Annotated in this window: 23 protein-coding genes; 6 read left to right on the forward strand and 17 right to left on the reverse strand. The window is 41.1% G+C overall.

What is annotated here, in order from left to right; all coding sequences use genetic code 11:
- Positions 1 to 100: 100 nt before the first annotated feature.
- The 3 genes from J5M87_RS06325 to J5M87_RS06335 form a co-directional block, all read right to left on the reverse strand.
- Positions 101 to 538 (reverse strand): GNAT family N-acetyltransferase, encoded by a 438-nt coding sequence (locus J5M87_RS06325; protein ID WP_160463282.1) that lies wholly within the window; start codon positions 536 to 538, stop codon positions 101 to 103.
- Positions 539 to 559: 21 nt separating this feature from the next.
- Positions 560 to 1,051, reverse strand: a complete 492-nt coding sequence (locus J5M87_RS06330) for a rhodanese-like domain-containing protein (RefSeq protein ID WP_154608831.1) — start codon at positions 1,049 to 1,051, stop codon at positions 560 to 562.
- A gap of 161 nt (positions 1,052 to 1,212) precedes the next feature.
- Positions 1,213 to 2,058: a DegV family protein gene (locus J5M87_RS06335; RefSeq protein ID WP_154608830.1), complete on the reverse strand. Its 846-nt coding sequence runs from the start codon at positions 2,056 to 2,058 to the stop codon at positions 1,213 to 1,215.
- A 191-nt stretch (positions 2,059 to 2,249) separates the two neighbouring features.
- Here J5M87_RS06335 and J5M87_RS06340 point away from each other — a divergent pair, with 191 nt between their 5' ends.
- Positions 2,250 to 2,663 carry a TetR/AcrR family transcriptional regulator gene (locus J5M87_RS06340; RefSeq protein WP_067088934.1) on the forward strand — a complete coding sequence of 138 codons (414 nt, stop codon included), beginning with the start codon at positions 2,250 to 2,252 and terminating at the stop codon, positions 2,661 to 2,663.
- An 827-nt stretch (positions 2,664 to 3,490) separates the two neighbouring features.
- On the opposite strand, the gene proC is transcribed toward J5M87_RS06340, so the two are convergent.
- The 4 genes from proC to J5M87_RS06360 form a co-directional block, all read right to left on the reverse strand.
- On the reverse strand, positions 3,491 to 4,276 hold the full coding sequence (gene proC / locus J5M87_RS06345) for a pyrroline-5-carboxylate reductase (protein ID WP_154608829.1): 786 nt from the start codon (positions 4,274 to 4,276) through the stop codon (positions 3,491 to 3,493).
- Between the two features lie 12 nt (positions 4,277 to 4,288).
- Positions 4,289 to 5,527 (reverse strand): glutamate-5-semialdehyde dehydrogenase, encoded by a 1,239-nt coding sequence (locus tag J5M87_RS06350; RefSeq protein ID WP_154608828.1) that lies wholly within the window; start codon positions 5,525 to 5,527, stop codon positions 4,289 to 4,291.
- A 17-nt stretch (positions 5,528 to 5,544) separates the two neighbouring features.
- Positions 5,545 to 6,621, reverse strand: a complete 1,077-nt coding sequence (gene proB / locus J5M87_RS06355) for a glutamate 5-kinase (protein WP_154632452.1) — start codon at positions 6,619 to 6,621, stop codon at positions 5,545 to 5,547.
- Between the two features lie 256 nt (positions 6,622 to 6,877).
- Positions 6,878 to 9,352 carry a bifunctional DnaQ family exonuclease/ATP-dependent helicase gene (locus J5M87_RS06360; RefSeq protein WP_154608826.1) on the reverse strand — a complete coding sequence of 825 codons (2,475 nt, stop codon included), beginning with the start codon at positions 9,350 to 9,352 and terminating at the stop codon, positions 6,878 to 6,880.
- A gap of 139 nt (positions 9,353 to 9,491) precedes the next feature.
- Here J5M87_RS06360 and J5M87_RS06365 point away from each other — a divergent pair, with 139 nt between their 5' ends.
- Complete coding sequence (locus J5M87_RS06365) at positions 9,492 to 10,133, forward strand: MBL fold metallo-hydrolase (RefSeq protein ID WP_154608825.1); 642 nt, start codon at positions 9,492 to 9,494, stop codon at positions 10,131 to 10,133.
- Between the two features lie 104 nt (positions 10,134 to 10,237).
- Here the strand turns inward: J5M87_RS06365 and ftsX are convergent, their stop codons facing one another.
- From ftsX to J5M87_RS06415, 10 genes are all read right to left on the reverse strand, one after another.
- Complete coding sequence (gene ftsX / locus J5M87_RS06370) at positions 10,238 to 11,167, reverse strand: permease-like cell division protein FtsX (protein WP_160463283.1); 930 nt, start codon at positions 11,165 to 11,167, stop codon at positions 10,238 to 10,240.
- A complete protein-coding gene (gene ftsE / locus J5M87_RS06375; protein WP_154608823.1) occupies positions 11,160 to 11,852 on the reverse strand; it encodes a cell division ATP-binding protein FtsE in 693 nt (230 codons plus the stop codon). Before ftsE ends, ftsX begins: the two co-directional genes overlap by 8 nt.
- A gap of 36 nt (positions 11,853 to 11,888) precedes the next feature.
- Positions 11,889 to 12,984 (reverse strand): peptide chain release factor 2 gene (prfB, locus tag J5M87_RS06380; protein ID WP_154608822.1). Its coding sequence is split into 2 segments (ribosomal slippage): positions 11,889 to 12,911 and positions 12,913 to 12,984, totalling 1,095 coding nucleotides; the frame shifts between segments, so codons are not numbered across the junction.
- Between the two features lie 33 nt (positions 12,985 to 13,017).
- Positions 13,018 to 14,145: a tRNA epoxyqueuosine(34) reductase QueG gene (gene queG, locus J5M87_RS06385; RefSeq protein ID WP_154608821.1), complete on the reverse strand. Its 1,128-nt coding sequence runs from the start codon at positions 14,143 to 14,145 to the stop codon at positions 13,018 to 13,020.
- A gap of 38 nt (positions 14,146 to 14,183) precedes the next feature.
- A complete protein-coding gene (locus tag J5M87_RS06390; protein ID WP_154608820.1) occupies positions 14,184 to 14,681 on the reverse strand; it encodes a VanZ family protein in 498 nt (165 codons plus the stop codon).
- 650 nt (positions 14,682 to 15,331) lie between these two features.
- On the reverse strand, positions 15,332 to 15,829 hold the full coding sequence (locus J5M87_RS06395) for a TM2 domain-containing protein (protein ID WP_154608819.1): 498 nt from the start codon (positions 15,827 to 15,829) through the stop codon (positions 15,332 to 15,334).
- A 155-nt stretch (positions 15,830 to 15,984) separates the two neighbouring features.
- Positions 15,985 to 16,785: a DUF2785 domain-containing protein gene (locus tag J5M87_RS06400; RefSeq protein ID WP_154608818.1), complete on the reverse strand. Its 801-nt coding sequence runs from the start codon at positions 16,783 to 16,785 to the stop codon at positions 15,985 to 15,987.
- 270 nt (positions 16,786 to 17,055) lie between these two features.
- Positions 17,056 to 19,752 carry a cation-translocating P-type ATPase gene (locus J5M87_RS06405; RefSeq protein ID WP_154608817.1) on the reverse strand — a complete coding sequence of 899 codons (2,697 nt, stop codon included), beginning with the start codon at positions 19,750 to 19,752 and terminating at the stop codon, positions 17,056 to 17,058.
- Between the two features lie 197 nt (positions 19,753 to 19,949).
- Entirely contained in the window at positions 19,950 to 20,336 is a 387-nt protein-coding gene (locus J5M87_RS06410) for a DUF1934 domain-containing protein (protein WP_154608816.1), read from the reverse strand.
- Positions 20,333 to 21,226, reverse strand: coding sequence for a sulfite exporter TauE/SafE family protein (locus tag J5M87_RS06415; RefSeq protein WP_154608815.1), 894 nt, complete (start codon positions 21,224 to 21,226; stop codon positions 20,333 to 20,335). Before J5M87_RS06415 ends, J5M87_RS06410 begins: the two co-directional genes overlap by 4 nt.
- Positions 21,227 to 21,331: 105 nt before the next feature.
- Between J5M87_RS06415 and J5M87_RS06420 the strand changes: the two genes are divergently transcribed.
- The 4 genes from J5M87_RS06420 to J5M87_RS06435 are packed head-to-tail and all read left to right on the forward strand — an operon-like array spanning position 21,332 to position 25,901.
- Positions 21,332 to 22,645: an HD domain-containing protein gene (locus J5M87_RS06420; protein WP_154608814.1), complete on the forward strand. Its 1,314-nt coding sequence runs from the start codon at positions 21,332 to 21,334 to the stop codon at positions 22,643 to 22,645.
- Complete coding sequence (yidA, locus tag J5M87_RS06425) at positions 22,635 to 23,444, forward strand: sugar-phosphatase (RefSeq protein WP_154608813.1); 810 nt, start codon at positions 22,635 to 22,637, stop codon at positions 23,442 to 23,444. Before J5M87_RS06420 ends, yidA begins: the two co-directional genes overlap by 11 nt.
- Positions 23,444 to 24,667, forward strand: coding sequence for a peptidoglycan bridge formation glycyltransferase FemA/FemB family protein (locus J5M87_RS06430; RefSeq protein WP_154608812.1), 1,224 nt, complete (start codon positions 23,444 to 23,446; stop codon positions 24,665 to 24,667). Before yidA ends, J5M87_RS06430 begins: the two co-directional genes overlap by 1 nt.
- 10 nt (positions 24,668 to 24,677) lie before the next feature.
- Complete coding sequence (locus tag J5M87_RS06435) at positions 24,678 to 25,901, forward strand: aminoacyltransferase (protein WP_154608811.1); 1,224 nt, start codon at positions 24,678 to 24,680, stop codon at positions 25,899 to 25,901.
- Positions 25,902 to 25,973: the final 72 nt, after the last annotated feature.

A 25,973-nucleotide genomic window follows, 5' to 3' on the forward strand; every position in this document is an offset into this window, starting at 1 on the left:
CTATACCTAGCTGATTTTTGCTTGAAGCAGACAATGTTGACGATAATGATTTTATTACAAAGGTAATCAATTGATTATATTTTGTTATCCTGTAAGCTCATTACTCATACCGACGCATAAACATATAGTCTTGTTCAACCGTATCCGAGAATGAAAATCCTTGTTTCGCCCAGAACCTTTGGGCTTTTTCATTCTGAATGTGAACAGGTAACGAAATACGCTTTGCCCGATACATTTCTTGCAAATACTCTATGCAACGGCTTGCAGCCTGAGTCCCATACCCCCTACCTTGAAAGGCGATATCAATTAAAAAATTAATGATTTGCGGATTCTCTTCTCCAACATACATAGATACAAAGCCAATAATTTGCTCCTCTTGATAAATCGCAAAGGCCTCCATACTATCTCGATAGACCCATGCTTCTGCTAGGGAATAGAGGACAGAATCGACAAAATCATTCTGTTCTTTCTCTACACCACCTGTCAAGTCAATACAGGCTTGAAAGTTTTCTTCATCAATAGTCTTAAATGTTATCACATTCTCACCTCTTTCTTTGATTTATTCCCACCATTCCTTTAATCTAGCGCCAATCACCTTGATTTGTTCAAGGCTGCCAAGATCATAAACATATCGAAATCCTTGGTCACGCAAAGATCTAGCTGCTTGAGCCGAAGACACACCATCCGAACCATAAAGATAAATAGGCACATCATGGATAAGACTTGGAAATTCCTGCTTTTCTAGAGTCGATAAAGGAAGGGGTTCTGCAATGTCAACATGACCGAGTTGGTATTCGATAAAAGAGCGGACATCGTAACACTTAGCACCATTCATAACAGCAGCACGCACCTGTTCAAAACGAATCTGATAGATCTGCGCATCTTGGCTAGCTTTGGACCAGTTGATTCTTGCTTCCATTCCTCCCCCTCCCCTCAACTGCGTCTTAATCAGCTGATTCTCCTTGGGAGGAGCTTTTGGCTGAAACTGTTCATATCCAACAAAACCTAGCAAAAGGACTAGGGCTAAGAAGATACTAGCTGATTTCTTCATTGACCTCCCCATTTTCCATCATCTATCTACTCATTAAACACTAAAAATAGGCTAGTTTACTCAATAGTAAATTGAAACACACTGAGAGGAGCAAAATCTTTAGCATATCTAAGAGTAGAAAAAGGCATTCAACCGAAGTTACTGCCTTATTCATCTCATCATTAAATTTCATAGCCCATTAACAGACCATTTTCTTCTGCATAAAAGCTACACAGTCCTGAAGTTGGAAGAGCTTCAATCAAGGCTTCCGGATACATGTTGCGCACCAATTCAGCAAATTGCTGGCAGAATTTTTCATTGTTACGGTGGGCAATCACAATCCGACCACCCTTATAGCCTGCTTTTAGCAATTCTTCAAATGCTGTTGTAACTGATTTTTTGTGTCCACGCGCTTTTTGAAGCAATTCCAATTTGCCTTCGCTACTTGCTTCCCCTACCATACGGATATTAAGCAATCCAACAACTGCACCAACTAGCTTGCTCAAGCGCCCGTTTTTAACCAAATTATTCACCTTAGCAAGAACAAAGAGTAATTTTGTACGCTTTTGATAATCGACAATAGCGGAAACCAAATCTTCGAACTCTAGTCCTTTAGCAATCAGCCGATTGATTTCTCCAACCAATAAATCCATTTCTCCCCCCGCAGACAGGGTATCAATCAAATGAATATTGGCTGAAGGATGTTCTTCTAAAAACATTTCTTTAGCAACTCGAGCACTATTGTAACTACCAGACAAGGAACCTGTCAAGGTTAGGACGATGATATTGTCTGCCCCTTGGTAAGCTGCTTCATAGGCTTGTGGGCTAGGACAGGCAGAACCTGCTGCTTCTGATGAGGCATACATCACTTCCATCATCTGGTCAATGTCCAAGTCTTTGTCATCAAGAAAACTTTGATTTTCAACACGAACCGTAAAGGGGATAATCTCAAATTGCGTATCTGGTGCAAGATTCGGTAATTCTTTATAATCACATCCTGAGTCCGCAACAATTTTCCATTTAGCCATAAATGTATTTCCATTCTATTAGTAGTAAGGCTAAGATTTTTATTTGACAAGCAAACTATCTTACTTTACAATTATATCATGAAACAATACGAAGTGAAAGCATTTTCTTTCGGCTGTAACAGCCCCAATGTTTCTTTCCATTGCAACTAGCATACCGTAAAAAAATCGATTGATATGAGTAAAGGAAACCCATGAAAAAACGAATGATTTCCCCTAAGTCGTTAAAAAATCTTTCGCAATCAAATACCGAAATCAACCAATTAACCCGTGAATCTATTGAGACAGCTCTGCTATTTTTATTGGAAAAAAAGGAGCTGAAGCACATTTCTATTTCCGAATTAGTCAAAAAGGCTGGTGTATCACGCAATGCTTTTTATCGAAATTACAAATCCAAAGAGGAAATTTTAGAGTTGGCCTATGCCAAAACATCGCAAAATCTCATGGACAAATGGCAACAACTGCAAAAAAAGGTCCAAGAAGAAGGCATCCAACAAAGCTTTACAGACTTTCTTCAGCAGCAAAAAGGAAAGGTGGAAGATACCAAGACCTTTTCCAATATTAGTCAATGGATTAAGGATAAAACCAATCAGTTGAATAACAGATAAGCTATAGTGAATTGAATAAAGGTTAGGACATCGTTCAGTCGCCTTGCTTCAATAGTCCAGTGGACTGTTGAAGGTTAGAAATAGGGATTATGGAGTAATCCTCAATTAATGCCAGTTCTATCTGCAGTTCCTTACCTTGTCCTATTCCTTTTTCAATCCACTATAAAACGAGGCTGGGACAAAAGTGTCCAGCCTCGCTTTTTTATAACTTTAACAGTTTGACTTATATCAATAGCCAAGGGAGTGACGATTGATACCTGAGCCTAAAAATTTGAAAGCGAAATTGACAAAATCGATTTCTTCGAAATCACGATTGAGTCCCACTCCCGTTTTAGCTTATCTAGCTCTCGAGATTCTAGGCTCGGGCTAAAATAATCCACTGGATTATTTCAGCTTGAAGAAAAAGTCTTTTTATTGCCACCATCCTCATGTGCTTTCGGACATCAGCGACTTCCTTCGGAATTCCATGATTCATCTTCGAGTCTAAGGTCTCGAAGATGCCGAGTGGCAGAAAACCTTCATTTAATACCGTTTTCTGTCACTTTTAGCACGGAGGAGGTGCGGTATTGTGCTCGCTACGCTCGCAAGTTTTCTAACCTTAAAACTACAGAAAATGAAATATCATTGTAATGTTTTTCTGAATTGTGAGGTTTGTCTACATTCTAAAATAATCCACTGGATTAACCTCGCTTTTGAATTTCTGGGCTCGGGCTAAAATAATCCACTGGATTAACCTCGCTTTTGAATTTCTGGGCTCGGGCTAAAATAATCCACTGGATTAACCTCGCTTTTGAATTTCTGGGCTCGGGCTAAAATAATCCACTGGATTATTTTAGTCCCAATTCTTTCGTCCGTTTTATGGCTGCTTTTATGGCTGACATAAGGGTGTAGCGGAAGCCTTCTTTTTCTAATCTGATGACTCCTGCAATGGTTGAGCCTCCTGGCGAGGTGACTTCTTGGCGTAATTGGGCTGGATGTTTGCTACTGGTTAAGACCATTTGCGCAGAGCCTACTAGGGTCTGAGCTGCTAGATATTTAGCATCATCTGCACTCAATCCATGTGCTACTCCAGCATCCATCATGGCTTCAATCCATTGATAGACAAACGCTGGTCCACATCCTGCAAGAGCTGTTGCAGCATCTATCAATTGTTCATCCACTCGCTTGACTTGACCTGATTGGGATAAGAGATACTCAGTCATCGTAGCCAAATCTGGATTATATAGCGCATAGGTTGTCATTCCTTGACCGATTGCAACAGGAGTATTAGGCATGATTCGAACCACTTGACTAATCGGCAAATACTGTGCTAGTTGTTCCAAGCTAACGCCTGCTGCCATAGAAATCCAAACCGCAGAGGTATTTTCCTGAATCGCTTCCTTCAAACTATCCAGTAGGGAAGACAATAGATAGGGTTTTACCCCTAAAAAGAGAACATCCGCTTCCTGAGCCATTTGAAAATTCGAAAGAATACGTCCACCTAGTTGCTCCTGTAAGGCCTCTACTTGCTCTTGGTGATGATTACTAAGAAGGAGTTCTACATCTGCCAACTTTGAAACTGCAAGCGCAAGAGCTGATCCCATATTGCCCAAGCCAATAAATCCAACTTTCATAAATAGCCCTTTCTATCGTACCTGACCTGTACCAGTAATAATATATTTGTAGGTCGTCATCTCACGCAAGCCCATTGGACCACGTGCGTGCATTTTTTGCGTTGAAATTCCTAATTCGCAGCCTAGACCAAATTCACCGCCATCTGTAAAACGAGTAGAGGCATTGACATAGACAGCTGCTGAATCCACTACTTGAGTGAAATAGGTTGCCGTTGCTTCCTCTTCTGTTACAATTGCTTCACTATGACCTGTCGAATGAGCTGCAATGTGTCTTGTTGCTGCTACCACATCATCTACTACTTTTACTGCTAGGATATAGTCTAAAAATTCTGTATCAAAGTCATTGTCTCCTGCTGGATGAGCTTGTTTTAAATATGTAATAGCTCGCTCATCTGCCCGCAACTCTACCTGACCAGCTAGTCTTTCTTCTAATAATGGTAAGAAGGAGGCTGCAAGATCTGCATGGACCAGCAACACTTCTGCCGCATTACAGACAGACGGGCGACTTATTTTAGCATTGCTGACAATGGACAGAGCCTTTTGAATATCTGCCTTTTGATCCACATAAACATGACAAATCCCCGTTCCTGTTTCAATCACAGGTACTGTCGCTTGCTCGACAACTGCTTGAATCAAGCCGGCTCCACCTCTTGGTACTAGCAAGTCAATCTTCCCCTTAGCTGTCATCAGTTCTTGAGCTGATCGACGACTTGTGTCCTGCACCAATTCAATCACTTCTGGGGCAATTCCTGCCTGCTCAAGACCAGCCTTTAAGGCGCCGACAATCGCTTGACTCGAATGAAAGGCTTCCTTTCCACCACGAAGAATGACGGCATTTCCACTTTTAATGGCAAGCGCAGCTGCATCCGAGGTCACATTGGGTCTACTTTCATAAATCATTCCGATGAGGCCGAAAGGAACCGCTTTTTTCTGAATTTCAAGTCCATTTACTGCCTGGTACTGATCCAGAACCAAACCAACAGGATCTGGAAGGTCAATGAGGGCTCGAATACCGTCTGCCATGGCCTGTACACGTTCTGCTGTCAAGAGTAGGCGATCCTGCATGACAGGTGCGATTGTTCCTTGTGCTTGTTCCATATCACGGGCATTTGCTACTAAAATCTGCTCACTATTGCTTTCCAATTGGGTAGCCATCGCTTGAAGGGCTGCATTTTTTTGATCTGTACTAGCCAAATTGATAGCAGACTTATGCGCTAACAGGCTGTCTAACAAAGCTTGCGTTGTCGTCATATTCTGTTTTATCCTTTCTATAAACTAACCCAATCATTGCGGTGAATAAAGATTCCCTCCGCCCTTTTCGTCGCTAATTTTTGCTCTAATTCTTTCGAGGAAAGTTTTACGCGACCTTTTCCAATGATCCGGTGGGTATCTTGATGGTAGACAGATACAATATCACCTGACTGAAAGGTCCCTTCTACCGCCTTAATTCCTGCAAGCAGTAAGCTCCGTCCTTGCAGTAGCATGGCCTCTGCTGCACCTGTATCAATCTCTACCGAAGCATCTGTTCTTGCATAAAAGGCTAGCCATTGTTTGCGTTGGTTGAGTGCTTCATGATCTGCCAAGAAAAGGGTTCCTTTATTAGATTGAGTGACAGCTTGAATAAGAGCTGTATCCTCTTTTGATGAGCAAATAAAGACGGGTACTCCTGACTTAGTGGCAATTTGCGCCGCCTGTAATTTTGTCGTCATGCCACCTGTACCATTTGTTGACCCTGCCCCTACTGCCATAGCAAATAAGTCTTCGCTAATTTCTGCAATTTCAGCCAAATGGCGTGCGTTCGGATCTGTATTGGGGTTGGCAGTATAAAGACCATCCACATCCGTTAAGAGAACCAGCAAATCCGCTTTTAAAAGGGAAGCAACCTGAGCAGATAAGGTGTCATTATCTCCAACCTTGATTTCTTCAATAGCAATCGTATCATTCTCATTGATAATCGGAATGGCCTTCTGATGTAGAAGAACTTGCAAGGCCTGTGAAGCATTCTGATAGCGCCTAGCATCTGCAAAATCCTCCTGTGTTAAGAGAACTTGGGCTGATACAATCCCGTCTTTCATCAGATTTTGCGTATACTCTTCAATCAATAGCCCTTGGCCAACCGCAGCACTTGCCTGCTTTTCTGCAATTTTGGTTGGTCGCTTGTCAAAGCCTAAACGACGAAAACCAGCTGCAATGGATCCTGAAGTCACCAAAACCAACTGGTATCCTTTTTGATGAAGCTGGGCCAATTGATTAGTAATCCGCGCAATTTTGATACGGTCTAAACTACCATTTTCTTGCGTGAGGGAACTCGTCCCCACTTTAAATACAATTAATTTACCACTCATTGCACTTTCTCATTTCCTCATTAGATAAGGAAAAGTATAGCATATTTCAAGCAATTTGACCATAAATTCTATTGCTTGATTGATCAATTCCTAACAAGAAAAGGGAGAAAATGACTCTCCCTTCTTCTATCCATCTATTAATCCAAAAGTCGGTCTAACTACTTGGCTCGAATGCGGTTAGCCAATAATTCCTGCTCTACTAAGAATTGAAGCAGACAATCCTTTGTGATTTTCTTGTTTCTCTTAAAAATTCACCTTAACCAGAGGAATTTTCCTTGAAAAAGCGCCTCATTCTGTCCACCACAGTTTCCTGAGAGAGTTGCTCCATTTGGTATTCCGTCTCCAAGAAATACTGGATTTGCTGGCCATATTGCTTCTCAATCAGACGATTGTCCAGTAAGAGGACACAAGATTTTTGCTGAGCTGATCGATTGCTCCGCCCCATAGCCTGTTTAAGTTTTAACATCATCATAGGGAGATGATAGTCATAAAAAGGATTCTTACCTTCTGCTTTCAGACGACGATTCACTTTTTTTACAAAACGGTCTTGGGGATTTTCAAAGGGTAAGCGCGGAATGACTTGGATAAGCTCAGGTTGACTGGCAAAATCAACTCCTTCCCAAAAGGCTCCTGTCCCTAATAAGACCGCTACTTCACCTTTTTCAAAACGACGTTTGATACTCATTTCTTGACCATGTTTGTGCTGAGATAAATGGGAAATCCCCATTTCTTCTAGCAGATTGGATACTTCAAGCAACAACTGAATCGACGTGAGTAAGACCAAAATGGGACGTCTTAGTTGGATAAGGCCGTTTAGCTGTTGGCAAATAAAGTGCGCATGTTCTGCTTTATTCATCGATACTAAGTCAGGTAAATGACGGGAGTACATAATCAATTGATTACTTTTCGCCATAGATGGAAGGCAATCATGAGTGACTTCGTGAAAGCCAAGTAAGTCTGCCACATTGACCTTCTTGCTTATCTCGAGCGTTGCGCTAATGCAAAAAATCTTCGTAGACGGTAAAAATCGTGCTACATCTAGCATATCTACTTGACTAGAACGCAAGAAAAATAAGCGTTGCGCTTGCAAACGACGTTCTTCTAGCCAATATTCTCTGTCTTGTTCAAGAAGTGCTACCCAGTCCCAAAAATCTGCATCATCTAATTCTGCTAAGTTTTGCTTTAATGAAGCAAGATCCTCTGCTGTCAATGCACGCTTGCCTTGCGTTTGAAACTGCTCTATCAGATGTTGTAATTCAAAATAACAGGCTTCCAATAAACGTGTTTCCAACACTTCCTTGGCTCGGTCCAACTTACTTTGCAACAAGGCTTGACAAGCTGAAATGGACAATTCCTGACTAGCATATTCTTCTGCTGCCAACATAAACTTTTGAGCTTCGTCAATAACGAGAATCCGCTCTTTCATCCAATTTGTATGCCGTAAATGCTCTAAAAAGTAGGCATGATTTGTCAAGACTAACTGACTCGTTTGAGCAGTTTCTTGCGCTCTGTGCCAAAAATCCCACTCCCCAAACAAGGACTGACTATTCCAGTTCCCATCATGCTGCAATTCATCAAAATAGCTTTGATAGCGCTGCTTCTGCTTGAGCTCATCCATATCTCCTGTCTCAGTCTCACAAAGCCAGACCAACAGGTGCATCTTATAGCGATTGAGCAAGCGATTATCATCTAATCGCTCCAAGGTTCGCCAAAAAGTATCCAACTTGATATAATGTCGCGAGGATTTGATGGATGCAATCGAGATATGAAATATTTCAGATAGCTTCAACCCCTCATTTTCCAGAATCTGCTGCTGCAAGACCTTGGTTGGGACAACTACTAATAAAGGCTTGTCTCCCTGCGCTATAAGCGGCAATAAATACCCATAGGTTTTGCCAATACCTGCCTGTGCTTGGATAAAATGGACTCGTTCTTGGTCTTCAACTAATCGTTTTTCTACAATCTCCGCAAAGGCCAACTGTTGTGGACGCTCATCAAGCCCTAAAAGCGCTAGATTCCTTGCAACATTCTTTGATAGGTAGCGAGTTGGTTGCTGCTCTGCTATTTTTTTGAGGCAGAGGCCATTCACATTGATAATATCCTCTGGTAGATAATCTGAAAGAGTCGGATAAAGCTCGTCAATCACTAGTCGCGATTCATACAGAAGATGATTTGCAAAGGTTAAAATCTGCCCAACCGTCTGCTTAGGTAGTTGCTGAATCTTCTCTTGTATTTTTAACAACAATTTTGCCGTTGCTGTCGCATCTGAAATGGCCGTATGAGCCTGTTCCAACTCCAAATCCAAGTCCTGAGCTAGATTTACCAAGCTATACTTGTCTAAGGTCGGGAAAAATAATTGGGCTAATTCCACCGTATCAACCCGAGGTGTCCGCAATTCATATCCCTCAAAAAAGAGCGCTTCTGCCAGTAAATTGGCATCGAAGGACACATTATGAGCCACAAAAATCGTACCCTCTAGTAAATCATAAATCTCTTTTGCCACCTGACCAAAATCAGGTGCTACTGCTAATTGCTGATCGGTAATGCCTGTCAACTCTCGAATATGAACATCTAGTTTTTCATAAGGATTGATGTCTGTCGCATAGGTTTCGACAATCTGGCCTGCTTCAACGATAACAATCCCAATCTGAATGATTTTAGCATAACTACTACTGCTTGTTGCTTCCAAATCTACAACAGCATACCGATTTGCCTGTTTTTTCTCTGTCATAACAGTAAGATTATACCATATTTTGCCCAAAAAACGGATTTCGACTTCACTATTCTTACGGTAGATCGATTTTCCAAAACAGACAAGCTCTGCTTTTTTTGCTAGACTAGAGATAGCAAATTGCTAAAGGAGATTCGCTATGAAACTACATAAAACCGTTAATCCTGTTGCCTATGAAAATACTTACTATCTTGAAAATGACTCCCATCTTATCGTGGTCGATCCTGGAAGCAATTGGGCTACCATCAAGCGGACAATCGAAGAAATCGGCAAACCAATCTCAGCTATCCTCTTGACCCATACCCATTATGACCATATTATGAGCCTAGACTTGGTACGTGACCATTTTGGGGCACCTCCTGTCTATGTCGCAGCAAGTGAGGCCAGTTGGCTTTATACTCCTGAGTTGAATTTGTCCGGTCTAGTTCGCCACGATGATATGGACAATGTCGTCTGTCGCCCGGCTGAGGAAACCTTTCAATACGACCGAGATTATCTGTTGGACGGATTTCATTTTTCAGTTGTCAAGACACCAGGACATTCTATCGGCGGTGTATCTTTTATCTTTCCAGATCAAGAACTCGTCATCACAGGCGATGCCCTTTTTAGAGAATCAATCGGCCGCACCGATTTACCAACCAGCAACTTTGATGATTTGCTAATTGGTATTAAAACCAACCTCTTCACCCTACCAGGGCATTACCAAGTCTATCCTGGACATGGGCAGTCCACCACTATTTCCCATGAAAAGATTTTCAATCCATTTCTTCGAAACGAATAGCCCCTAGGCAAAACAACACATCAAATACTAATGAGATGACCGATTGAATAATATTTGAGAATAATACAAAAACGAAAGTTAGCTGAACTTTCGTTTTTGTATTATTAGATTTTCAAGAATCGTCTCATAGAAATCACTGATCCCAAAGCACCGATGACAATTCCTACGACAAATAAGCTCGCAATCATTGCAGGTACAAAGACCTTCATATCAATCAATGATAGGTTCTGTGATGCTAGATTTGCATTGACAGAATTATAAATCATCTGATAAGCAAAATAAACCAAAGCAGACGGTACAATTGCACCAAGTAAGCCAACCCATGCCCCTTCAAATAAGAATGGGCCACGAATATAACTGTTCTTTGCTCCTACCAAACGCATAATCTGGATCTCACGGCTGCGAGAGATAATGGTAATTCGAATGGTATTGGAAATCAAAAATACTGCTGTAAAGAGCAAGAGGCCGGTTGCCGCAAAGCCCCATGTTTTGACAAGGCTGTTGAGCTTGAAAATCCTCTCTGTCTCTACTTCTCCATCACGAACCTCTGTCACACCATCAATTTTAGCAATTTCTTTTCCAACGGATTTCACATATTGAGGGTCTGTTGTTTCAATGATATAGGCATCATAGAGAGGATTCGCATCTCCTTTAAAGAGATTCCAAGTATCTCCCAAGGTCTCTGTTAAATGATTTAACTGCTCTTCTTTACTAGAATAGTCAACACTTTTCACATTTTCCAAGGCAAGAATTTGCTTGTAGATGGATTGGTAATCTGGATTTTCAACTGTTTGTCCTTGATCATTGACAATCGTCTGCTGATTATCTGTTGAGTTGGCCCGTAAATAAACATTGACACGGACATTATTGGTTAAGTCAGAGGTTAATTTCGTTGCATTCAAAATCACCGAAGCAAAAACTCCTACCAAAGTAAGGGTAATCGTCACTGATGAGATCGCAGCAATGGTCATCCAGCCATTTCTTTTGAGGCTCTTTAAAGACTCAATAAAATGTCTAAAAAATCGTCTAATCATCGTATCCATATTCTCCTTCTACTTCATCACGTGCAACGCGACCGTCTTCGATTGCGATGACGCGATGGCGAAGTGTATTTACGATTTGGCTATTATGAGTCGCCATTAAAATCGTCGTTCCTTGAAGGTTAATACGCTCCAAAAGATTCATAATTTCCCAAGAATTCTCAGGGTCCAAGTTTCCTGTTGGCTCATCTGCAATTAAAACTTTTGGATTGTTCACAATCGCACGAGCAATTGCAATCCGCTGTTGCTCCCCACCAGATAATTCATTTGGAAAGGAACGAATCTTATGCTTCAAACCAACCAAATCTAGGACTTCCATCACCCGCTTTTTAATATTACGTGGTTTCTCACCAATAACTTCCATGGCATAGGCGATATTTTCAAATACCGTCTTTTTAGGAAGCAATTTATAGTCCTGGAAGACAACGCCGACACTGCGGCGCAACATTGGAATATCCTTTTTCTTGATTTTCCCAAGATCAAATTTTCCAACTTTCAAGGTCCCTTTATCCAACTTCTCTTCACGATACAAGAGCTTGATAAACGTCGATTTCCCAGCACCAGAAGGCCCCACAATGTAGGCAAATTCTCCTGGTTCAACATTGACAGACACGCCTCGCAGAGCGGTTGTTCCGTTTCCATATTTTTTGGAAACGTCTTTCATTTCAATAATTCCCATAAGGTATTCTGTCTAAGACAGTCCTTTCTTTTTAGTTTAGCTAATACGCCATTTGAGATAGGCATCGATAAATCCTTCAATATCTCCGTCCATGACCTTGTCTACCTGAGCGACTTCATAGCCTGTGCGGTGATCCTTGACCATAGTATAGGGAGTAAAGACATAGGAACGAATCTGACTGCCCCAGGTAATTTCCTTTTTATCCCCTTTTAGCGAATCCACTTCAGCTGCTTTCTTTTCTTGCTCCAATTGATAGAGCTTGGCTTGCAGCAATTTCAAGGCACGATCCCTGTTTCCATATTGGGTACGGTCAACAGTCGATTGAGTCACAATGCCTGTCGGGATATGGGTCAGACGAACCCCTGTTGATACCTTATTGACGTTCTGTCCACCAGCACCGCCACTACGGAAGGTATCCATTTTTATCTCGTCGTCACGAATCTCAATTTCAATCGTGTCATCCAATTCTGGCATGACTTCAACAGATGTAAAAGAGGTGTGACGGCGTTTCGCTGAATCAAATGGTGAGATACGCACTAAGCGGTGAACCCCCATTTCAGACTTGAGTAAGCCGTAGGCATTAGGCCCTGTAAAACTGAGAGTAACAGATTTAATCCCTGCTTCATCTCCTGCTTGATAGTCTAAGGTTTCCACCTTGAAACCTTTGGCATTCCCAAAGCGTGTATACATTCGTAACAGCATTTCTCCCCAGTCCTGCGCCTCTGTACCACCTGATCCAGGATGGATTTCTAAAATAGCATTATTGCTATCATAAGGCTCAGATAAAAGAAGAGTTAACTCATAGCTAGTCATCAATTTGTCTAATTCCAACAGCTTTTCTTCTAGTTCTTCTTGAACAGAATCATCTTCTGCTAAAAATTCCATGAGAATCCCCGCTTCATCAAGTAAATCCATCATCTGATGAAAATTTTGATAGGTAGCTTTTAATTCATTGAGTTCTTGAGATGTTTTCTGAGCTGCCAAATTATCATTCCAAAAGTCAGGTTCGGTCATCTTGTTTTCCAAGATGGCAATTTCTTCTTCCAAACCTTCTAAGTCAAAGAGACCCCCTGAATGAGTTTAATTTGGCTTCTAGCTCGTCTATTTTTTGTCGAATTTCTGCTATATCCATAAATACCTCATTTTCTATATTCTTTTCATTATATCATACTTGTGACTTTTTAGCGAGCGTTAGAAAGGCTTCACGCTCTGCTAGGACATCTGGATGGTCACTGGTAATGTCTTCGATAAAGGAAATCAACTCCTCATTGGGTTGTTTGACCAGCTGACTAAGCGCCCAAATTGCCGTTGCCATGTGAATCGGATTTTGCTTTTTATCAATGATTTCTACGAGTTTTGGGATACTCGATTTGTCATTTGCATTTGCAAGTGCGATAATGGCATTTCGCTGAAGAATATTTTTTCCACGCCAGCTACCAGCAATCATGCCAAATTTTTCCTTAAACTGGCCATTTGACAACTCCAAAAAGGGAATAAGTTCTGGCTCAGCCAAATCAGGGTCAATGTCCACAACTGGTGGACTGTCAATCCCCTTATTATAGGGGCAGCAAATCTGACAAATATCACAGCCATAGATGACCGTCTTGATTTTCTTTCGAAATTCAAGGTCCATCATGCCCTTATCTTGGGTCTGAAAGGACAGACAACGTCTGGCATTCATGGTTCCATCCCCAATCAAACAAGATGTGGGGCAGGCTGTCACACAACGATTGCAGTCTCCACAGTCATAATCTACTGGCTGATCAGGCTCTATTTCTAAATTCGTAATTAGTTCGCCCAAAAACATGTAGGAGCCAAATTCCTTTGAAATGACCAGACCATTTTTACCAATAAAGCCGATTCCTGCCCGTCTTGCGACTGCTGTATCAACAAGCGCACCTGTATCGACCATGCCCTTGTATTCAAAATTAGCTGTCAATTCTTCAATGCCACGCGCCAAGCGTTCCAACTTGTCCTGTAAAATATAGTGGTAATCTAGGCCCCAAGAATTGGGCGTAATCTTGCCACGTTTATACTGGGTTTTCTGCGGTTTTTGCGGTAATCTTCTTGGGTAAGCAACGGCAATCGAGATAATGGTCTTAGCAGAGGCTAGGCTCAATTTGGGCTGAATGCGTTCTTCAATATTTTTATGTTCAAAACCTGATGTGCGTCCTTCTTCGACTGCGGCCCGCAAGGATTTCTCTAAATAGGCAAAATCGTCAGCTGTTGTAAAGCCAATCTTCGAAATGCCAATTTCCTTCGATAAGGCGATGATTTGTTCTTTTAGATTCATTTCTTTTATTGTAACAAAAATAGTAAACTTTGCAATATCTAAATCAAAAAGAGCAGACTAGCTACTAAAATCGTCAGTAGCAAAGCCAGTTGATTGACTCGCTCATAGGTTTTTTCACGCCAAATGCTGGTCAAAACATACATGATGTTGATACCAATTGCACCACCAAAGCCATTAGCAAGAATGTCTGTCACATCTGCTACACCTATTCTAAACGTGTATTGAAGTACTTCATAGGCTAGACTAACCGCTATCATAAGGCTAAGATTTTTGCCCCAAGTAGCTGTTCGATTTAACATTTCCAGATAGATTCCAAAGGGAACAAAACATAGGACATTTAAGCCGATTTCTTGGTAATCCAGCACCCCATTATACATGGCTGTCCCTGCAAAAGGAATCAAATTGATACTAGACTCTCGTGAGCCGATATAAGCCAGCTGGAGAGTGGAAAAAATGTCTAATTTAAACAAGATAATCCATGTCAAAAACATGAGATAGATTCCAAATAAAAGAATCGTTACTTTGCGAGACTGCATTCTTCCCTCCCCCTTTATAAGCATTGTATCATTATATCAAAAAATAACCTTAAAAACGTTACACAATGATGACAAATCAGGCTATGTATTACAGTTTCTTTACAGCTTCTATTCCTATTTTAGATCAGTAGAAAAAGAGTTGGACTCAATCGTGATTTCAAAGAAATCACGACTTCTGTCTCACTCCCACTTTTAGCACGGCGGAGGTGCGGTATTGTGCTCGCTACGCTCGCAAATCTTCTAACCTTAAAACTACAGAAAATTAAATATCATTGTAATGTTTTTCTGAATTGTGAGGTTTGTCTACATTCTGAAACGAATCCACTGGATTCGTTTACTCCCTCCCCTGCATGTTCACTAGCTGTCACAATTGAGGATTGGTATCAGTCAAACTGTTAAAGCTATAAAAGAAGCAAGGCTGGACACTTTTGTCTCAGCCTCTTCATTCTTTATTTACTATAGGAAGCCGTCATGAACGCTGTATTGATTTTCTCAAGCTAGTTGCTCCCATAATGATGAACCAGTCTACTAAAGTCCAGATTCCAAATGGCAACTAAGACAAGAAATCCTTCGCAATACCAAGTTCAATTCATCCTTCACTATCCTACTGCTCCTCTGCAAAGAGTAACTCTCGTTATCTGATACAACACTTATTCTGCACTTATTTCCTCTTTAGTGACTTCCATCACTTCGTTCAACTCTGTTGGTACATTAACAATATCTTTTTTGATTTCACTAGCTGTAGCGTATGTCTTGTCTTGCTTGACTTGATTGATTTGCCACATTAAACGCTCAAAGTTTGCCTGTTTACATGCTTTCATGATGAGGAAACAATCCACCAATTTCCAGATATAGACCCCTACCAATAAGAACAAACCAATTAGAATGATTAAGGTCAGATAGGCCGCAACTGTAAGAGCCAATTTAGCAATTCCTATTCCCTTATGGCCAATATAGAAACGATCAATCCCCAACTCTCCCAAAAAAATAGCACATACGAGAGCCGTTGTCGGACTTTTGATGTCTGTCATCAACAACCTTGTTATCGCATCCTCATCTAACTGATCCAGTTCTTCTTTGATAATCGGTAAGGCTTCAGGCGGAAAGGCATTCATATTTGCCATTAAAAAGGTTTGTGCATAATTCATATTCTTCATCTCCTAAATAATCTATTGAAAACATCCTCTCGTTTTTATCCGACTAATCTTGCATTATTCTACCACTTTCTGCCTCTGATGACCAGTCAAATTGATTGATTTCCTGGTGAAAGTTGTAAGTATTCCATGCTTCTCTTGCTCATCTTCTAGTCTCCTATTCCCCAGTCTTGAATCACTTGTTTTAAGGCTCCTGATAAGAGATTCTCCTTGTCCAATTGCAGATAAATCTCTAGCAAGCAGGAACGCACAGCTGAAAACCGATAAAAATCACGATTGGTTTCCAAAGGAAAATGCAAGGTTTTAATCCAATCTATCAAAATTCCCTCCTGAAGATGACCGTGTTTTATTGCCTCATAGATGACACGGGCCAATCGCCATTCCTCATCATCAACAAATCGCTGAGGTAGACGTTGGAAAATACCTGTTACTATTGGAAATAGTCTACTCCAGTCTTCTTGTTGAAAAAAGGGATGTTTTACAAGAGCAACTGCTAAATCCGCTCCATGGGCAAAGGCATGAACCCAACCATAGTTGTCTGAATAACCAGTAAAATCCTGCTCTTTTTCTAAATACTCATAGGCTTTCTGGCCAATACTCTGATACTCTTGCTCAGAAATCAATTGGAAATAGGGACTATCTAGTAGACAACTAACTTCTAAGAGATGCCCTAACAGCAAGGCCGTAAAGGAGCGTGTCAAGGCGGCAAGTCCTCTTTCATCCATGCGATATAGTAAATAATCTTTCGCCAGACTTTTCTCTACTAATAAGCGAAATTGATCCCTCGTAAATAGCCCTTCAAACAGACCACGTCCTAGGCTGATATAGACTAATTCATCACGAATAGCCGCATCAGAATGACCGATGTGCTCCAACAACCACATCACTTCATCATCTGAATAGGTTGGCTTTTCTGATTGTAATTTTTCCTCTAAACGATTTTTCATCATACACCTCCTTTATATCAGTATAGCATAAGAACTGAAGAAAAGGGAGTGAGCAAGAGCTTGAAACGTTCAAAAGGTTAGGCCATCGTTAAGTCGCTTTGCTTCAATAGTCCAGTGGACTGTTGAAGGTTGGAAATAGGGATTGTGGAGTAGCCCTCAATTAACGCCAGTTCTATCTAAAATTCCTTGCCTTGTCCTATTCCTTTCTCAATCCCCTATACTAACTGTAAAAATAGAAGCTAGACTTTCTGCCCAGCTTCTATTCTCTCATTTCTAAATAGCGTTCTTATCCAAACCTAATTTCCGTTGAACGAACTTAACAATTTCTACAATGATAATCATAGAGAAACTTCCGATAAGGACGACACCCCATTGTGTCAAGTCAAGATGAGTCACGTGGAAAATAGCTTCTAATGGCTCAATAACAATGGTTGCTGCCAAGAGAATAAAGGAAACAAGAATGGACCAGTTAAAGGTCTTCGACTTGAATGGTCCAACTGTCAAGATGGATTGGTAAACAGACTTCACATTGTAGGCATGGAAGAGCTGAATCAAGCCAAGGGTTGCAAAGGCCATTGTCAGCGCATCAGCATGAATGGCTTCCATATCACCAACATGGACTGGATTTGCAATCGCATAACCATAGACCGCAAGAACCAAGGCACCTTGTAAAATCCCTTGATAAATAATAGAGCTCATGACACCACCTGAGAAGAAGCTTGACTTGCGTCCACGAGGTTTATGGCTCATGACACCTGGTTCAGCTGGCTCGACCCCAAGCGCAATCGCTGGGAAGGTATCCGTTACCAAGTTAATCCACAAAAGATGAACTGGCTGAAGCACATCCCAACCAAAGAGGGTTGCAAGGAAAATGGTCAGAACTTCTGCCGTATTGGCTGAAAGAAGGTATTGAATGGTTTTTTGGATATTAGAGAAGACTTTCCGTCCTTCTTCAACGGCTACGATAATGGTTGCAAAGTTATCATCTGCAAGGACCATATCAGAGGCACCTTTTGATACTTCCGTACCTGTAATTCCCATACCGATACCGATATCAGCTGTTTTTAGAGCTGGCGCATCGTTCACACCGTCTCCTGTCATGGCAACAACTTTTCCTTGGTTCTGCCATGCTTTCACGATACGTACTTTATGTTCAGGAGAAACTCGTGCATAAACAGAGTATTGACCAACCACTTTTTCGAATTCTTCATCTGACAAGTTGTTCAATTCAGCCCCTGTCAAGACATGGTTTTCTGCATCTTGTTCGTCAATAATACCAAGGCGTTTTGCAATTGCTTCTGCTGTATCTTGGTGGTCACCTGTAATCATGATTGGGCGAATACCAGCTTCTTTTGCCACACGCACAGCTTCTGCAGCTTCTGCACGTTCTGGGTCAATCATACCAATCAAACCTGTAAAGATCAAGTCCGTTTCAAGTGTTTCAGTTGTCAATTCTTCTGGAATGCTATCAATAATCTTATAAGCACCTGCAAGAACACGAAGCGCTTGATGCGCCATTTCAGAATTGTTCACCTTAATAGCTGTGGCTACTTCATCTGTTAATGGACTAACCGTTCCTGCCATATCTACCCTGCTTGAACGGTGTAAGAGCTGGTCTGGCGCCCCTTTGACTGCAACGAAGAATTTCCCGTCTGGTAACGGATGAATCGTCGACATGAGTTTCCGATCTGAGTCAAATGGTAACTCAGCAACACGTGGATATTGCGTTAAGAATGCTTTTACATCATAGTCCTTGTCCAGTGCATATTGGATAAAAGCAGTTTCTGTTGGATCACCAATCAGTTTACCGTCTGCATCAATCTTCGTATCATTTGCCAGAACAACCGCACCCAGTAATGGTAAATCTAGTCCTGCTTCAATGGTTTCTTTGGCATCAACTAATTGACCATTGTAATAAACTTTTTCAACAGTCATCTTGTTCATGGTAAGAGTCCCCGTCTTATCAGACGCAATAATTTCTGTTGAGCCAAGTGTTTCGACCGCTGGTAATTTCCGAACAATCGAATTGCGCTTTGCAAGGACTTGTGTGCCAAGTGATAGGACAATGGTTACAATAGCTGGCAAACCTTCTGGAATGGCTGCAACTGCAAGAGCAACTGAGGTCAAAAGACCAGTTAATGGATGTTCACCACGAATAAAGACGGCTACAGCAAAGGTAATTGCTGCAATGACCAAAATCACATAGGTCAAAACCTTAGACAGATTGTTCAAGTTTTGTTTGAGTGGTGTATCTGTCTCATCAGCTTCTTGAAGCATACCTGCGATATGGCCAACCTCAGTGAACATCCCCGTATTCACAACCACACCAAGTCCACGACCATAGGTGACATTGGAATTTTGGAAGGCCATATTGACACGGTCACCAATTCCGGCATCTTCTGCGACTGTCATACGGACATCTTTTTCAACCGGTACGGATTCTCCAGTCAAAGCAGCTTCTTCGATTTTTAAGGAATTTGCTTCCAATAAGCGCATATCAGCTGGTACGACATCTCCCGCTTCAAGGCTAACAATATCTCCTGGAACCAATTCTTTTGAGTCAATTTCTGTTACATGACCATCCCGTAAAACATGGGCAGAGGGACTAGACATGGATTTCAGAGCGTCGATTGCTTCTTCAGCTTTCCCTTCTTGATAGACACCAAAGATTGCATTGATAATGACAACAGCAAGAATGATAATCGCATCTGCAATATCTTCACCACCTGATGTTACAACCGATAGAATCGCTGCAAGTAGCAAGATAATAATCATGAGATCTTTGAATTGATCTAGGAATTTCGCTAAAAGGGAGCGTTTCTCACCTTCTGCTAGTTCATTTCGTCCATATTGCTCCAAACGCTTGCTTGCTTCACTCGTTGTTAAGCCTCGCTCACTTGTCTCTAGCTCACGCAAAACAGCATCTGAATCTTGGGTGTAAAAAGCTTGGCGCTTTTGTTCTGTTGACATGTTTTTCTCCTTTTCGTCCCTTTTTGAAAACACAAAAAGAGACTTGTTTTATTCAAACAAGTCTCGCTATTTCATACAAGGCCGGAAATTTCTTTCGGATTGACGACCTTGTAACGGATACTTCCGTCAGCTACTCCCTTGATATGCTGACTATTATAGCAAAAATGAAACATTTTGGCAAGAAGATTTTTCTTTTCTTATGATAACGACCACTGTATACAAAGTTTATAGCGAGCCAAGTCTTGACCTGTTTGTGGAATGCGCAAGGCATAGCGAATGGTTACCTGTTTTTCTTCTTTCTGGTAGAAGTCTGTCACCACATTGAGGATTTGCATACCGACTGGAGTGGCAATCTGCGTCACACTTGTCTCATTACTGATAAACTGCATGACAGATTTAGGAGTTGAAAAGCGGGTCATGGTGCATTCTTGCTGATTTATTTTTAAGACCACGCGCTCTTTTTCCTCATTTTGGTAAGTCAGGTAGAGAAAATCTCCTTTTTCGACTACTTCTGCCTCGTACACCTGTTCAATGACTTCTAGCTGGCCATCCAAATCAATTTCATTGTGAATGCCTATCTTCATTTCTTCTCCTTCACTTGTGATACAACTGACGAACGCAACAAGGATAATCCCGTATAAGAAGCAATAAAGACCACAAGAATTTTCAAATTATTGACATCCAAGCTACTCAAGAATTTCGCAGCTGTCAGCACACCACAAACTCCGCCAATGATAATGCCTGATACACCTGGCCAGTTGACCCGACCAGATTCAATAAATTGCTTGGCTCCGGCTGTCATAATCATAGCTGCATTTAACATCATAACGGGCAGCGCAATCGCTGGGCTAATTCCCATCAGAGAAAAGAAAATCAATTCTGGTGCATAATTTCCCAAGCCCATGCTCATCAGCATCCCAACGATAAAGTCAAAAGCGATGCCAAGGACTAATTTCCAGCCTGATAAACCACGGACATCTGTGGTCAAATCAGCTCCAGGATTGGTCACCATGCGATAGACCATAAAGAAAGCCGCAATGACGAGCAAAATCCCTAAAATCCGCTGCACCTTCTGCGTATTCCAATGCTGCGTCACGCGCGCGCCCACAAATGCGCCTGTAAAAGCTGCCGTCGCCATGGCAACCAAGGTCAGCAAATCGACCTCAACGATGGTAATAAACAGGAGCGCTTCAACCAAGACTGGTATGATATGAGCCGTGGTCATGGTGGCAGGAATCTTTCGATCATCTTGTACTAGCTTAGTTGCTTTAAATAGTGTAGTAGTCGTTGCAAAAGTCCCAATTCCTAGCGTATCGAGCAAATCAGTGATAAAACCAATTCCAAAACCTGTCCAAAACCGCTCCCCAAGGTTAACCTTGTGCTCTTTGGCATAGGACAAAATTGTCCAAGCTATCCATAAAATCAGCCCTACCAAAAGGGCTTGTATCAAATGTAAAATCATCTCTTCTGTCATATTCTTATTATAATATGAAAAGCCACTTTCGTAAATAGCTTTCGACCTTGAATCAGCAAATAGTTCACAAAAGCACAATTACCGTTTTTTTGATATAATAGAAGAATGAGTGAAAAAGTATTTCGTGATCCTGTCCATAACTACATTCATGTAGATAACGAGTTGATCTATCATTTAATCAATACCAAAGAATTTCAACGGCTACGTCGCATTAAGCAACTAGGAACAACTTCCTATACCTTTCATGGTGGTGAACACAGCCGCTTTTCGCATTGTCTAGGAGCCTATGAAATTGCACGTCAAATTGTCTCAACCTTTGAACAAAAATATGCGCAGGTTTGGGACAGGAATGATTCACTTCTGACCATGGTTGCGGCCCTATTACATGATGTAGGCCACGGCGCTTACTCCCATACTTTCGAGCGCTTATTTGATACAGATCACGAAGAAATGACGTGCCAGATTATCACGAATAGTGGCACAGAAATTAATGGCTTACTGCGTCAGATTGCACCTGATTTCCCTGAAAAGGTAGCAAGTGTTATCCGCCATACGTATCCCAATAAGCAAGTTGTTCAGCTGATTTCGAGTCAAATCGATGTAGATCGAATGGACTATCTGCTACGTGATTCCTATTTTACAGGAACCAACTATGGCCAATTTGATTTAACACGAATCTTACGGGTCATCAGGCCGACAGAAAATGGTATTGCTTTTAAAGAATCGGGTATGCATGCGGTCGAAGATTATGTTCTCAGCCGCTATCAGATGTATATGCAGGTCTATTTCCACCCTGCCAGCCGTTCCATGGAGGTCTTGTTGCAAAACCTTCTAAAACGTGCCAAAGTCCTCTATCAAGATTTACAGACTTTCTTTGAAAGCTCTTCGCCACGTTTGATTCCTTTCTTTGAGCAATCCTATGCGCTAGAAGACTATCTTGCCCTAGATGATGGTGTTATGAATACCTATTTCCAATCTTGGATTGATGGTCCAGATAAGATTTTATCTGACTTGGCTCAGCGCTATATCAATCGCAAGGTTTTCAAATCCATCACCGTTGATACTAAAACAGAAGCACACCTCTATATCTTAGAAGCAATTGTCAACGAAGTAGGCTTTGAACCAAGCTACTACACAGCCATTCATCATAATTTTGATTTACCCTATGATATTTATCGACCAAATGCCAAGAAAAAACGAACGCAGATTGAGATACTCCGTAAAGACGGAAGCCTGATTGAATTATCTCAACTCTCACCCATTGTTCACTCACTAGCGGGGACCGTACATGGTGATAGTCGCTTCTATTTCCCAAAAGAAATGCTCCAAGAAACAGGCATCTTTGCCCAACAAAGTGCTACTTTTCTGAGCTATATACACAATGATCAATTTAGTTATGGAGAACACGATGAGTATTAAACTTGTAGCCATTGATATTGATGGTACTTTACTAAATAGCCAGCATGAAATCACACCAGAAGTCTACCAAGCAATTCAAGATGCTAAAAAAGCAGGTGTAAAAATCGTTATTGCAACTGGACGACCAATTTCTGGTGTCAAGCGGATTTTAACTGAATTAAACCTATTAGACGAGGGCGACTATGTCATCACCTTTAACGGTGGACTCGTTCAAGAAACAGCAACAGGAAATGATGTTTTTAAAGAAGGCTTGAGCTATGCTGACTATCTTGAATTGGAATACCTAGCACGTACCTTAAAACTTCCTATGCATGCTAGTACCAAGGAAGGAATTTTCACAGCCAATCGAAACATCGGAAAATACACCCTCTATGAATCTCAACTCGTCGATGCCCCCGTCTTTTATCGAACTCCTGACGAAATGGAAACGAAAGAGATTATCAAACTGATGATGGTGGATGAGGCTGAAAAGCTAGATGCTGCTATCCCTCAAATTCCAACATCCATAACCCAACGATTTACTGTCGCAAAATCTGCTCCCTTCTACTTGGAAGTAACCCCTAAAACCGTCAATAAAGGGGAAGCTATTCGACAGCTCAGTGCTTTATTGGGCTTAAGCATGGAGCAAACGATGGCTATTGGGGATCAAGAAAATGACCGCTCTATGCTAGAAGCTGCTGGAGTTGCTGTCGTGATGGAAAACGGCAGTCCTGAACTGAAAAAAATCGCAACCCATATTACCAAATCAAATGATGAATCTGGTGTTGCCTATGCAATTAGAAAGTGGGTACTCAAGTAATGTACAGCTATAAATTGAATATCCCAGCTGAAGTACATGACGAATTTGTACAGTCTCAGCCTCAAGCTAACCTTCTGCAAAGTAGCTCTTGGGCGAAGATTAAGGATAATTGGCAATCGCAACGTGTAGCCTTCTACAAAGATGATGAGATTGTTGGTGTAGCTACCATACTAATTCAAACACTTCCCCTAGGATTTACGATTTTTTATATTCCGCGCGGACCTATTTTTGATTATGAAAATACAGATTTACTCCACTACATCGTCAAAACATTAAAAGAGTTGGGGAAAAAATCAAAAGCATTATTTGTTAAGTTTGACCCTGCTATCATCTACTGCATTCATTCTGACCAAGCAGACAAAACACCAAACCTATCTGCTCTAAACATCATTCAAAACCTTCAAGAGGCAGGAGCAGATTGGACTGGATTAACCACTGATTTAGCAGCAAACATTCAACCACGTTATCAAGCGAATATCTATGCTAATCAGTTCCATTTTGATAGACTGTCAAAAACAATGAAACGAAAAATCAAGACAGCGCGGCAAAAAAATGTTGAAATTGTGATAGGCGGCAACGAATTAGTAGAAGAATTTGCTCGGGTGATGAAAAAGACTGAAGACCGGAAACAGATTAACCTAAGAAGTGCTGATTATTACCAAAAACTGATAGACACTTATCCTAAACATTCTTTTATCGCTGTTGCCCGTTTTCACATTGCAGATCGCTTAACTGCCATTCAAGAAGAACTGGCAAAACTGAAAGATGCTGAAACAAAATTTACGGAGAAAACCAAGGAAGCCAAACGTTTAGAAAATAGCAAGGCACAGGAACGGTTAACTGAGGAATTTGTCTGGCTACAAGATAAGTATGAAAAGGAAAATTGTCCAGATTCTATTCCAATAGCAGGGACTCTAAATCTGCAGTGCGGGCAAGTCTCAGATAATTTGTACGCTGGAACAGATACGGAATATGGCCAATACCAAGGGTCTGTCCTAGTTTGGTATGAAACTGTTGACTATCTTTTCAAGAGAGGCTATCGTTCTCAAAATATGGGTGGACTTGAAAATACACTTGATGGTGGATTATATAAATTTAAAATTCAATTCTTACCAACTGTTGAAGAATTAATCGGAGAATTTAATCTACCTACCTCACCGTTCTATAGTCTCTTTAACTTTGCCTACAAACTTCGTAAAAAAATGCGAACCAAACATTCTTAGAAAGGATCCCATGACGCTTACCCGTATTACTGAAGAAGAATTTATTGCACATGCCAATCGTGCAACACAGCGATCTTTTATGCAAACTCCTGAAATGGCTCATCTGTTACAAAAAAGAGGGGCTGAGGTTGAGTATATCGGTTATATAGATGAAAAAGGCAATATCCAAGTATCTGCTGTCCTTTATAGCCTTCCTATGACAGGAGGCCTCCACATGGAGATTAACTCAGGTCCAGTGAGTACCGATTCAAGCTATCTCCAACCTTTTTACAGGGCTTTACAGGGCTATGCAAAGGAAAAAGGAGCTTTAGAGCTCCTTGTCAAACCTTATGAAATTTACCAAAGTTTTGATAATAACGGACAACCAACAACTCCCGAACACAAGGACATGATTGCGACGCTGACAGATATCGGTTACCAATTTGATGGACTACAAACTGGCTATCCTGGGGGAGAGCCTAATTGGCACTATGTAAAAAGCTTAGAAGGATTGACAGAAGAATCACTACTTAACTCCTTCAGTAAAAAAGGAAAACCCTTGGTTAAAAAAGCCAACACGTTTGGTATCAAGATTCGTAAATTAAAACGAGATGAATTACCTGTTTTTAAGAAACTGACCACTGCAACCTCCGAACGGCGTGAATATAGGGATAAGTCCTTGGATTATTATCAACATTTATATGATAGTTTTGGCCATAATGCAGAATTCATGGTGGCTACACTAAATTTTCAAGACTATATCACAGCAATTGATGAAGAGCATCAGCAATTGCTTAAAAAAATCGAAAAACTGGAACAACGTCCAACTACGATAAAACAACAAAATCAGCTGCGAGAATTATCTAGCCAGTCCGAAACCTTCTACGTTCGAAAACAGGAAACTCAGGTATTTCTCGAAAAATATGGTAATACAGATCAACTATTAGCAGCTAGTCTCTTTCTCTATACGCCACAAGAAACAACTTACCTCTTTAGTGGCTCTTATCCAGAATTTAACAAATTTTACGCCCCAGCTCTTTTACAGGAATATGTCATGAAAGAAAGTATCAAGCGAGACATCACCTCCTATAATTTCCTTGGCATCGACGGCATCTTTGATGGATCAGATGGTGTCCTACGTTTCAAACAAAATTTCAATGGGCATATCGTTCGTCGAATGGGTACCTTCCGTTACTATCCACAGCCATTTAAGGCAAAGGTCCTACGCCTACTAAAAAAAATCATAGGCAGATAAAAAGTGAGAACAGTCGTCACTTGCTAGAAAACGACTGTTCTCACTTTTTTATTTTTCATTCTCTAGCTTCAA

Origin of the sequence: Streptococcus sp. zg-86, from assembly GCF_017639855.1 — a bacterium.
Taxonomy (GTDB): Bacteria; Bacillota; Bacilli; order Lactobacillales; family Streptococcaceae; genus Streptococcus; species Streptococcus zhangguiae.

What these genes read in the sequence shown, in the direction of transcription:
- J5M87_RS06420 (WP_154608814.1), top strand. Translation starts at nt 21,332, where the DNA reads ATGAGTGAAAAAGTATTTCGTGATCCTGTCCATAACTACATTCATGTA.
- J5M87_RS06340 (WP_067088934.1), top strand. Translation starts at nt 2,250, where the DNA reads ATGAAAAAACGAATGATTTCCCCTAAGTCGTTAAAAAATCTTTCGCAA.
- J5M87_RS06430 (WP_154608812.1), top strand. Translation starts at nt 23,444, where the DNA reads ATGTACAGCTATAAATTGAATATCCCAGCTGAAGTACATGACGAATTT.
- J5M87_RS06435 (WP_154608811.1), top strand. Translation starts at nt 24,678, where the DNA reads ATGACGCTTACCCGTATTACTGAAGAAGAATTTATTGCACATGCCAAT.
- proC (WP_154608829.1), bottom strand. Translation starts at nt 4,276, where the DNA reads ATGAAAGTTGGATTTATTGGCTTGGGCAATATGGGATCAGCTCTTGCG.
- J5M87_RS06410 (WP_154608816.1), bottom strand. Translation starts at nt 20,336, where the DNA reads ATGAAGATAGGCATTCACAATGAAATTGATTTGGATGGCCAGCTAGAA.
- J5M87_RS06390 (WP_154608820.1), bottom strand. Translation starts at nt 14,681, where the DNA reads ATGCAGTCTCGCAAAGTAACGATTCTTTTATTTGGAATCTATCTCATG.
- J5M87_RS06395 (WP_154608819.1), bottom strand. Translation starts at nt 15,829, where the DNA reads ATGAATTATGCACAAACCTTTTTAATGGCAAATATGAATGCCTTTCCG.
- J5M87_RS06330 (WP_154608831.1), bottom strand. Translation starts at nt 1,051, where the DNA reads ATGAAGAAATCAGCTAGTATCTTCTTAGCCCTAGTCCTTTTGCTAGGT.
- J5M87_RS06405 (WP_154608817.1), bottom strand. Translation starts at nt 19,752, where the DNA reads ATGTCAACAGAACAAAAGCGCCAAGCTTTTTACACCCAAGATTCAGAT.
- queG (WP_154608821.1), bottom strand. Translation starts at nt 14,145, where the DNA reads ATGAATCTAAAAGAACAAATCATCGCCTTATCGAAGGAAATTGGCATT.
- J5M87_RS06415 (WP_154608815.1), bottom strand. Translation starts at nt 21,226, where the DNA reads ATGACAGAAGAGATGATTTTACATTTGATACAAGCCCTTTTGGTAGGG.
- ftsE (WP_154608823.1), bottom strand. Translation starts at nt 11,852, where the DNA reads ATGGGAATTATTGAAATGAAAGACGTTTCCAAAAAATATGGAAACGGA.
- J5M87_RS06400 (WP_154608818.1), bottom strand. Translation starts at nt 16,785, where the DNA reads ATGATGAAAAATCGTTTAGAGGAAAAATTACAATCAGAAAAGCCAACC.
- J5M87_RS06335 (WP_154608830.1), bottom strand. Translation starts at nt 2,058, where the DNA reads ATGGCTAAATGGAAAATTGTTGCGGACTCAGGATGTGATTATAAAGAA.
- ftsX (WP_160463283.1), bottom strand. Translation starts at nt 11,167, where the DNA reads ATGATTAGACGATTTTTTAGACATTTTATTGAGTCTTTAAAGAGCCTC.
- yidA (WP_154608813.1), top strand. Translation starts at nt 22,635, where the DNA reads ATGAGTATTAAACTTGTAGCCATTGATATTGATGGTACTTTACTAAAT.
- J5M87_RS06365 (WP_154608825.1), top strand. Translation starts at nt 9,492, where the DNA reads ATGAAACTACATAAAACCGTTAATCCTGTTGCCTATGAAAATACTTAC.
- proB (WP_154632452.1), bottom strand. Translation starts at nt 6,621, where the DNA reads ATGAGTGGTAAATTAATTGTATTTAAAGTGGGGACGAGTTCCCTCACG.
- J5M87_RS06360 (WP_154608826.1), bottom strand. Translation starts at nt 9,352, where the DNA reads ATGACAGAGAAAAAACAGGCAAATCGGTATGCTGTTGTAGATTTGGAA.
- J5M87_RS06350 (WP_154608828.1), bottom strand. Translation starts at nt 5,527, where the DNA reads ATGACGACAACGCAAGCTTTGTTAGACAGCCTGTTAGCGCATAAGTCT.